Consider the following 8731-nt stretch of genomic DNA (forward strand, 5'->3'; position numbering starts at 1 on the left):
AAAAAAACAGATATATTTAGCTATACTTGGTATTTCATGGTTTTGGTTTATCGGAGCTGCTATAATTTCTCAAATACCTTTACTTGCTAAGATAACTTTTAAAGCTGATGAGAATGTTGCTAATTTATTTTTAGCGGTTTTCTCGTTTGGTGTTGGGGTCGGTTCGTTTTTATGTAGCAAAATATTTGAAGATGAGATAACCGTTAAAAATAAATTAGCAACATTCTCATCAGCTTTAAAAGTTATCTTAGCAAGTAAAGGTATTTGAGAAATTATAGCAGCTCCGATAAACCAAAACCATGAAATACCAAGTATAGCTAAATATATCTGTTTTTTTGCTTTGGCATATTTAATCATATTTATGCTTTCATCTATAATATTAAAATTTATTTTAATATCACGATTTGCGTTGTTAGATTTTGGGGCAAAAAGGCTTGTAATAAAGCCAAGAAAAGCGATGGTAATTAAGGAATAAATTATAAAATTATTGCTGATTGTATAATAGCTGCCGATTATAGTACCGATAAAAATACCGATAAAAGTTCCGGCTTCAACAAAGCCGTTAGCTCCAAGTAGTTCGTCTTTATTTAGGTGATCAGGTAATACGCTATATTTGATTGGACCGAAAAAAGTAGAATGTATACCCATTAAGCAAATAGAACAAAACAGGATTAACAGATTATTATGATGAAATCCGTAAATTGCAAAGGCAATTATACCGATTTCACAAATCTTAATAATTTTAATAAGATTTGCACGCTCGTATTTATCGGCAATTTGTCCTGCTATGCTTGCGAATATTATAAAAGGTAATACAAAAGTAGCATTAGCAATTAAAACAAGTAGATTATTATATTTACTTAAAGCTCCTGAAATACCATAAGTTATAAGGATTACCAGAGCATTTTTTAATATATTATCATTAAGACAACCGCATAACTGCGCTATAAAATTCGGTAAAAATCGTCTATCTTTGAAAAGATATAATTTGTTTGTGTCCATGATATAAAATATTTTAAATGCCAATTTTGTTGGGTGACTCTGATGTCATTCCCGTGAAAACAGGAATCCAGTAATTAAAAAATATAAATACAGTAAGTTTTTAAAACTAAAAACTCGATTTATCTCGCTTTACCCTGGATTCTCGCCTATGCGGGAATGACATAAGCGAGCTAAAAACCTAAACTCCCCAAATATTAGCAATTTATATTAATATGTCAAATGTGGTGCTTATTTACTTTCTGTTTCTAAGCGTCTTGATTTTATTAATTCATCTACAAGAGAAATTTTTTCGTCCGTAGAATCAGTGTAATTTTTTACTATTGTTTGTAATGCAGATAAAGCTTGGCTTGTAGTATCTTTCGTTTTAACTGTCTTTCTTCTTTGTAAATTCTTTTTTAAGGCAGTTGATAAATTATCAAATTTAGCCGGTGATTTGGCTTTTTTCAGTGCTTCTTTGATATCTTTGGTATATGACATAAATAATTACCTTTTCACATTAGCATTATTATATTATATTATGAATATTTTGGAAAATAAAACTATAAATAATCTATGAATCAAAGTAATATAATCTCTCCTGAGTTACTGGATGAGAGAAGAAATATTGCAAGGCAAGGGGGCGGTGAAGCTAGGATCAACGCACAACATCAAAAAGGTAAGTTAACTGCACGAGAACGCATAGAAGTATTATTAGATCCGAATAGCTTTACCGAAACAGGTATGTTTGTATCCCATAGATGCGATAATTTTGGGATGCAGGATAAAAAGTTTTTAGGTGACGGCGTTGTAACGGGACACGGTACGATAAACGGTAGGTTGGTATTTACTTATAGCCAAGATTTTACTGTACTCGGCGGCTCTCTCGGCGAATATCATGCTAAGAAAATCTGCGATATTATCGATCAAGCTATAGAAACCGGTGCTCCCGTAATCGGTATTAACGACTCAGGGGGAGCAAGAATTCAAGAAGGGGTTGATGCTCTGGCCGGATACGGCGAATTATTTCAGCGTAATGTTTTAGCGTCGGGTGTCATCCCTCAAATTACCCTAATTATGGGACCTTGTGCTGGTGGTGCGGTATATTCTCCTGCCTTAACCGATTTTATATTTATGGTTAAGAATAGTTCTTATATGTTCGTAACCGGTCCCGATGTAGTAAAAACCGTTACGGGCGAAGAAGTAAGCCAAGAAAAGCTCGGCGGTGCTAGGATGCATACCACTAAAAGCGGTGTTGCCGATCTTGCATTCAACAATGATATAGAAGCATTGCTTGAAATTCGTAAATTCTTTAATTTCCTTCCGTCATCCAATCGTAGTCCTCTTCCTGTTCGTTCGACTGTTGATCCTGCCGATAGAGTTGATATGTCTCTTAGCACGTTAATACCTAACACTCCTAATAAGCCTTATGATATGAAAGAGCTTGTTGAGCGTATCGTTGATGAGGGAGAATTTTTTGAACTACAACCTGATTTTGCTAAGAATATCATTATTGGTTTTGGTTATATGGAAGGTTATCCGGTAGGATTTGTGGCTAATCAGCCTTTGCATTTAGCAGGATGTTTAGATATAAACGCCTCAAGAAAAGCAGCAAGATTTATTAGATTTTGTGATGCTTTCAATATTCCTATAGTAAGCCTTGTTGATGTGCCTGGATTTCTGCCTGGTACATCCCAAGAGCATGACGGTATTATTAAACACGGGGCTAAGTTGTTATACGCTTATGCGGAAGCTACAGTGCCGAAGATTACTGTAATTACCCGTAAGGCTTATGGAGGTGCTTATATAGTTATGAACTCCAAGCATCTTAGAGGCGATATAAACTATGCTTGGTTTAATTCGGAAATCGCTGTTATGGGGGCAGAGGGAGCAGCCGAGATAATATTTAAGGAAGAATGTAAAAACCCTGAAGCTAAAAAACAAAAAATCGATGAATATAGGAAAGTAGTAACTTCGCCTTTTGTTGCGGCATCTAGGGGATATTTGGATGATATTATAAGACCACAAAATACCAGATGGCGAATATGTAAGGCGTTAAATTTCCTGCGTACTAAAAAAGTAGAACTGCCTTGGAAGAAGCATGATAATTTGCCGCTTTAGCTGTCATCCCGTGGCTTGACCACGGGATCTCAGAATACAGTCTGTGATACAAGACCCCGTGGTCAAGCCACGGAGTGACATTAGGATACAAAAAACTATGAATAAACCATTATTTGATAAAATTTTAATTGCTAATCGTAGCGAAATCGCTGTTAGGATAATACGTACCTTAAAAAAGATGGGGATAAAGTCGGTTGCAGTATATTCTGAAGCAGATACAAACTCAATGTATGTGCAGCATGCAGATGAGGCTTATTATATAGGTGATTCCCCTGCAACGGAAAGTTATTTATCTATTAAAAATATTATTTCGGCGATTCGTGAAAGTGGCGCAAGTGCAGTACATCCAGGTTACGGTTTTTTATCAGAAAATCCAAATTTTGCCAATATTCTTAAAAGAGAAGGTGTTGTTTTAATAGGACCGAGTGCCGGAACTATTAAAAAAATGGGCGATAAAATCGAAGCAAAAAAGATAGCGATAGAAGCCGGAGTTAGCACCGTGCCGGGTTATATGGGAACTATAAACGATGTTAAACAAGCTATAGATATTGCTAAAGAGATTGGTTTTCCGGTAATAGTAAAAGCGGCTGCCGGCGGCGGTGGGCGTGGTATGAGAGTAGTGAATAATCCCGCTGAAATGGCCAATGCTTTTGAGTCGGCAAAGCTTGAAGCAGCCAATAGTTTTAGTGACGATAGATTATTTATTGAGAAGTTAATTCAAACTCCCCGTCATATCGAAATTCAGCTAATTGCCGATCAATACGGCAATAGTGTATGTCTCGGAGAGCGGGAATGTTCAATACAGCGTCACCATCAAAAAGTAATCGAAGAAGCACCAAGTTCTTTTATTACTGAAGATATAAGGCAAGAAATGTATCGGCAGGTAATATCCTTATCTCAAAAAGTGGGATATTATTCGGCCGGTACCGTTGAGTTTATAGTAGATAGCAATAAAAATTTCTATTTTTTAGAGATGAATACTAGGTTGCAAGTCGAGCATCCTGTTACTGAGCTAATTACCGGTATAGATATCGTTGAAGAGATGATACAAATCGCAGCCGGCGAGAAATTATCATTTACGCAAGATGACGTAAAATTAAAAGGTTGGGCATTTGAATCACGAATTTGTGCCGAAAACCCAAGCCGAGGTTTCTTACCTTCTAGCGGTAGAATTATAGCTTATTCCGAACCTGCAAAGAGTCCTAATATCCGTATAGATACAGGGATTGGGCTTGGTGGCGAAGTAAGTATGTTTTATGACTCAATGATTGCAAAATTATGTACTTACGGTGAAACAAGAGAGCAGGCAATTGAGCTAATGCATTCTGCTTTGAGTTCTTATATAATTAACGGTATTGCTCATAATATCAGTTTCTTAGAAGCGGTAATGCTACATCCACGCTTTGTTAGCGGTGATATTTCTACTGCCTTTATTCAAGAAGAATATCCTGACGGTTTTTCCGGAGCTAGTCTAACTTCAGAAGTAACTACCGTATTTTTAGCAACGGCTATTTTTATTTATATATCGGAGCAAAGACGTGCTTCTTTAATTTCCGGCAATATTAACAATCAGGCTAACAAAATAGGTACAAGGTGGGTAGTAACTATCGATGATAAACTATTTCCTGTATTAATTACACCTGTTGAAAACGGCTATAATATACGTCACGAAAGCGATAGAATATATATTCGTAGTAACTGGAATTTAGGTAATGAACTTTTTACGGCTATAATTAACGGTAAAAAGACAAATGTGAAAATTGAGAATATCAGAACCGGTTATTTATTATCGCATGCCGGTATTAGCGTAAAAGCCTTTGTACGCTCTCCTCGTATATCAGAACTTGAAGCGTTGATGGTCTCAAAAGTAGTGGTGGAAGAAAGCTCCGAACTACAAGCTCCTCTAAGCGGTCAGATTGCTGCGATAAAGGTGAAAGAAGGGCAGGAAGTGACGGCAGGACAAGAAATTATGATTTTAACTGCTATGAAAATGGAAAACCTGATTCTTGCCGAAAGAGACGGAAAAATAGCTAAAATTTTTGTTAATGAAAAGGATAATGTTGTAAGAGGGCAGGTATTATTAGAATTTGCTTGATATGCTAGGTTCTGTAAAGGATAATTCAATTATTTATATTTTCAGATATTTTTTAGCGAAAATTAATAAGATGTTTGCAGTAATAGTTGTTCCTATTTCAAAACAATCTTATAATTTGCAGCAAAGAAGAGCAAAAATAGATTAATTTAATTTTCCTTCACAGAACCTAATATATTGTCTTTCGCTTATAATTCGCTACTATAGTAAACTCAGCTCCATTTTATGACAAGCGTAAGGGTAGAGCCTATATATTAATAGGCAAGACAACGAACAACGAAGTACAAAATGGAGATCAGTTTACTATATTCATTTATTTAGAATATATCCATATTAATTAAGTCAAAATTTTTCTCAATAACTGAAATATTTGAGCTAGCTTTTTCAAATAGATAATGATTTTTGTTTACCTTATTATATGCCTCTACAGCTTCTATAAATTCTTCTTGATTAAGGTAACACTCTCCTAAATAATATTGTGCTTCTTGATAATAATTAGAGCTTTTGTGTATTTTACTATATATGTATCTAATAAATGTGCAAGAGGTTTTGTCGTCATTGCGAGGAAAAATTGTAAGTTTTGATGAAGCAATCTAGTTAAAAATACTAATATTATTAGTATTTTTAACTAGACCCCGTGGACAAGCCACAGGGTAACAATTAGGAAACTGGTCCACGCAACAACGCCTATGCGGGGATGACATAAGAGCAGGCAATGAAGTAATCCTATCGTAGGAATGACATTATTAAAGTTCAGAATCAAATATTTTTATATCACCGCCTAAAGACGTTTCTTCATCAAGTCCCTCAAGGGCAAAAGTGCGAAATATACCTGATTTAGAAGGAGTATGTTCTAACCTAGAGCCTGTGTTAGGTTTTTCAGTTTCAACCTTAAAATCAGAAACATAGCCCTCGTCTTCTACTACAGTATTTGTATTTATTGGAATTTTCTTCCCGCTAGAATAATCTTCTAACAGTGCTTTAATTTCTGCGAAATTTTGTAAATCTTTAGATAGTTGTTTTTTGAATTTAGAAAATTTTTGCTTTATTTGTTCTGATGATAAATTCTTATATCTATCATAATGTGATGATATACTTGTTTTTAATATCCTCTCTAATATATATTTGTGGTTAGGATTATTAGCTTTTTCACACAATGTAGAAATCTCAGTGATTTGAGTTAGTTGACACGATACATCGCTATGTACATCCTTGAACATTATAGTGAGCACCGTGTTTAAGTAAATATTTTACTATTGTGACCTGCCCATGCTCTGATGCAAGCATTAAAGGTGATACATCTTTATTGCCGTTAATCTTTGCCCCTGCATCTAATAAATGTTTTTACCGCATTTAAATTACCGTATATTATTGTTATTTCTAGAGCTACATCTAAATTAGCATTTTTAGATAAAAGATACTTTGCAATTTCTTTTCTATTTTTAAAATTTGCGGTACTTAATGGTATGTTAAAACGATATTCAGTATTAACATCAAAACCGTATATTTCAACAAATTTTTTAATTACTTCAAGCTTATTTTCGTTTATTGCTTTAAAAAAGATTTGCTTATGAAGATCGTTTACATTTTGACCACCTTGTGCTGCTTCTTCTAAGGTTGTATTTAAATAAGTTGCTCCTTTTATTAAAAGATCACATGTAATGTCTGTTTTGTAAGGTTCTTCCAAACCGGCAGCAACATTTAGTGTATTAGAACCATAATGACTAAAATTTACATTCGCTCCTTTTTCTTCTACAAAATACTTTACTAAAATTAAACTTTTATTGTGTATTGCTTGTATTAGGCTGGGATTAGGTTTAAACGTAAGATGATTAAGTAAATATTCAGCTTGTGCATTATTGTTTTTAAGTGCAAATTCTAATGCTTTGTATTTATTTGCACCTTGCGATATAAGGCCTTCCATGAGATTTATTTTATTTAAATTCGGATCATCTAAGCTAGCTATAATATTTAATGCTGTCCCGTCTTTAGGATGAAACGTATCAAAATATTGTTTTAAATACCCTAGAGTTATTACATTTTCTGTTTTAGTAGTTTCCGGCTTAGTAGTTCTTTTAATTTTAGAACCCCCCGGAGCTGTGGAGGAGTTGTGCATGATAATTTACCTTAAATTAATTTATAGCGTGCGTACTATAGATTAATCTAAGTAAATTATCAATATCTTAATTGATAGTAAAATAATTTACGATTTCTTAACTTTAAGTTGTATTTGATGGTTCTCTAATTCTACTTTACTTACATAATCAGGCGTGAAATTTTTAGCAAACTCGCCTAAAGTTTGTTCTTTAATAAAGTCTCCATAATTATCAATTATCTTAGATAAATCAAACTCGCTTATTATCTCAATTAAAATCCTGTCAGTGATAGAGAAATCGGCATCTTTTCGAGCCTGTTGTATAAAGCGTACAATGTCTCTTGCGTATCCTTCTTCTATTAACTCAGGTGTTAGCTCTAAATCAAATATTAACAAGCTACTATTATTCTCAAAACTTGCTGCTCCTTTGATATGTGAATACGGCTCTAAAACTAGCTTATATTCGTCACTATTTAAGGTTTCACCGCATATAGCTAAACCGCCTGCGATAGCTTCCCACTCACCTTTTTTAGAAGCAGCTATAATCTCTTTCATTTTATGCGGCAAACGTTTACCAAGCATTGGGAAATTAATCGATAGTTTTTTGCTTGCGTAATTCTCTAGATCGTCACGATAAATTACCGCCTTAACATTAATTTCATCTTTAATTAAATCTTCAAAATCTTTGAGGTTGTTATTATGTTTACTGATAATAGCTATGCTAGCAAGTGGCTGCCTTACCCTGATATTTTCAGTGCTTCGGATAAATAGGCTATTACTGCAAATATCAAGCACGTTATCCATAGTAGCAACCAGCTCGTGATTTATTTCAAAGTCTGAGAGAGTAGGGTAGTTGCAGAGATGTACGCTAATCGCGTCATTGCGAGGCACTGAAAGTGCCGTGGCAATCTTATGAGATACCCCTGAAATTGCTTCGTCAAGACTTGTGTCTTTCCTCGCAATGACGTTTGATTTTCCTGAGAGTGCCGTGTCGTTACGCTCCTCACAATGATGTAATCCCTTATATATCGCTTCCGAAATCATAGGCACTAGTGCCGACATCGCAATAGCCATGGTGTCTAAACATGAATATAGAGTATTATAAGCATTTTGCTTATCTGTATCTTTTTCGCTTTTCCAAAATCTAGCTCGGCTTCGTCTTATATACCAGTTATTCAATACTTCAAAAAATTCTGAAACTGCATGATAAGCTGTTTGCGTATCGAAATTATCTAAGCTCTCTTCAATTTTTTGTACGGCTATTTTAAGCTTAGATAATATATAAACATCAAGTACGTTTTTAGAGCTAAAATTAAGTTTGCCTTTAAGCGAATCGGCATTAGCATACATCGTAAAGAAATGGTAAGCATTCCATATAGGTTTGATAAATAGACGAAGCGTATCAAATACCATTTTGCCGTCTTTATCAATTAATAGCTCCTGCC

4 protein-coding genes and 3 pseudogenes are annotated in these 8731 nt (G+C 34.6%); 2 read left to right on the forward strand and 5 right to left on the reverse strand.

Annotated features, from left to right (window positions below; all coding sequences use genetic code 11):
• Window positions 1-192: 192 nt before the first annotated feature.
• Together O6R16_RS06710 and O6R16_RS06715 are read right to left on the reverse strand one after the other, a co-directional pair.
• Window positions 193-1002: pseudogene (locus tag O6R16_RS06710) on the reverse strand (MFS transporter); the annotation flags it as partial.
• A gap of 228 nt (window positions 1003-1230) precedes the next feature.
• Entirely contained in the window at window positions 1231-1479 is a 249-nt protein-coding gene (locus O6R16_RS06715) for a hypothetical protein (RefSeq protein ID WP_499680531.1), read from the reverse strand.
• Between the two features lie 75 nt (window positions 1480-1554).
• Between O6R16_RS06715 and O6R16_RS06720 the strand changes: the two genes are divergently transcribed.
• Both O6R16_RS06720 and O6R16_RS06725 read left to right on the forward strand, forming a co-directional pair.
• Entirely contained in the window at window positions 1555-3099 is a 1545-nt protein-coding gene (locus O6R16_RS06720) for an acyl-CoA carboxylase subunit beta (protein ID WP_499680532.1), read from the forward strand.
• Window positions 3100-3196: 97 nt separating this feature from the next.
• Complete coding sequence (locus tag O6R16_RS06725) at window positions 3197-5194, forward strand: acetyl-CoA carboxylase biotin carboxylase subunit (protein ID WP_103897188.1); 1998 nt, start codon at window positions 3197-3199, stop codon at window positions 5192-5194.
• A gap of 1103 nt (window positions 5195-6297) precedes the next feature.
• Here O6R16_RS06725 and O6R16_RS06730 read toward each other — a convergent pair.
• From O6R16_RS06730 to O6R16_RS06740, 3 genes and pseudogenes are all read right to left on the reverse strand, one after another.
• A pseudogene (locus O6R16_RS06730) lies at window positions 6298-6478 on the reverse strand (hypothetical protein); the annotation flags it as partial.
• Between the two features lie 171 nt (window positions 6479-6649).
• Window positions 6650-6965: pseudogene (locus O6R16_RS06735) on the reverse strand (hypothetical protein).
• A 429-nt stretch (window positions 6966-7394) separates the two neighbouring features.
• Window positions 7395-8731 (reverse strand): class I tRNA ligase family protein (locus O6R16_RS06740; protein ID WP_499680533.1); only part of this gene is annotated, 1337 nt, incomplete at its 5' end.

Origin of the sequence: Candidatus Rickettsia tasmaniensis (assembly GCF_036857515.1) — a bacterium.
Taxonomy (GTDB): Bacteria; Pseudomonadota; Alphaproteobacteria; order Rickettsiales; family Rickettsiaceae; genus Rickettsia; species Rickettsia rickettsii.

Coding starts and splice junctions, on each gene's coding strand:
- O6R16_RS06715 (WP_499680531.1), bottom strand. CDS start 1,479: ATGTCATATACCAAAGATATCAAAGAAGCACTGAAAAAAGCCAAATCA.
- O6R16_RS06720 (WP_499680532.1), top strand. CDS start 1,555: ATGAATCAAAGTAATATAATCTCTCCTGAGTTACTGGATGAGAGAAGA.
- O6R16_RS06725 (WP_103897188.1), top strand. CDS start 3,197: ATGAATAAACCATTATTTGATAAAATTTTAATTGCTAATCGTAGCGAA.